Genomic DNA, 913 nt, shown 5'->3' with positions numbered 1-913 from the left:
CGTAATTGAGCGATCACCGTAGGTAGTGTCCGTTGTGAAGTCGATCTACGAGGACATCCCTCACCACAGAGTGGAGTTCAGTGTTGATGTCACAACGATCCAAATCAGCGCTCACCGCGCTCACCTGCGCCCTGGCGACGCTGCTGGCCACATCGGGCACGCCGGCGACCGCCGAGGCCGGTGCGCAGGCCGCCACCACAGGGCGGCAGGCCACCACAAAGGCCGCCGCCGCGCCCTGTGTCCGGCAAGGGCAGGCGGCCTACCCCGTCGAGTACTACTGGAAGAACGCCTTCGGCATGCGGCTGGGCAGCGGGTCGATCTCGGTCACCACCGCCCCGTCCCTGTGGGGCGGGCAGATCACACCGGGCGGCACCTTCACCCTCACCCTGGCGCACCGCACGGCCCAGTGGCCATTTCTGGTCAGGAGCTACACCACCACCTGGGACCTGTCGTCGCTGCTGGCCAACGCCGATGTCATCGGCCAGTCCGGGGCCGGCACCATCGGCGGCACCACCCTGACGATCCCCTCGCAGGGCACCAAGTCCGACCCACCTGCGAAGACCATCACCTTCCGGGTCAAGCAGGGCACCGTCGGGCGCAGCATGACCATCCGGCCGACCGGGATCAGCAGCGTCCTCGCCGCTCCGGGCCAGCTCGGAAACAACACCGCCGCCCCCCCGATCCAGATCGTGGGCGGGCAGTCCATCTCACCCACCAACGCCGCCGCCGACACCGCCACCACCCAGGGCAAGGCCGTCAGCGTGCCCGTCCTGGCCAACGACACCGCGACCGCACCGGCGATCAGCAACGTCACCCAGCCCGGCAACGGCACCGCGACCATCTCCGGCACCAACGTGGTCTACACCCCCGCTCCGGGCTTCGTCGGCACCGACACCTTCACCTACACCATCAC

At 68.6% G+C, this 913-nt stretch carries 1 protein-coding gene; it reads left to right on the top strand.

Annotated features, from left to right (window positions below; translation table 11 throughout):
- Positions 1 to 86: 86 nt before the first annotated feature.
- Positions 87 to 913 (top strand): Ig-like domain-containing protein (locus tag ACTOQ3_RS43565; protein WP_440089940.1); only part of this gene is annotated, 827 nt, incomplete at its 3' end.

This window comes from Streptosporangium sp. LJ11 (genome assembly GCF_051918945.1).
In the GTDB taxonomy this organism is placed as follows: Bacteria; Actinomycetota; Actinomycetes; order Streptosporangiales; family Streptosporangiaceae; genus Streptosporangium.
The sequence above is the reverse complement of the archived record's forward strand: the minus strand, read 5'-3'. Positions and strand labels throughout refer to the sequence as shown.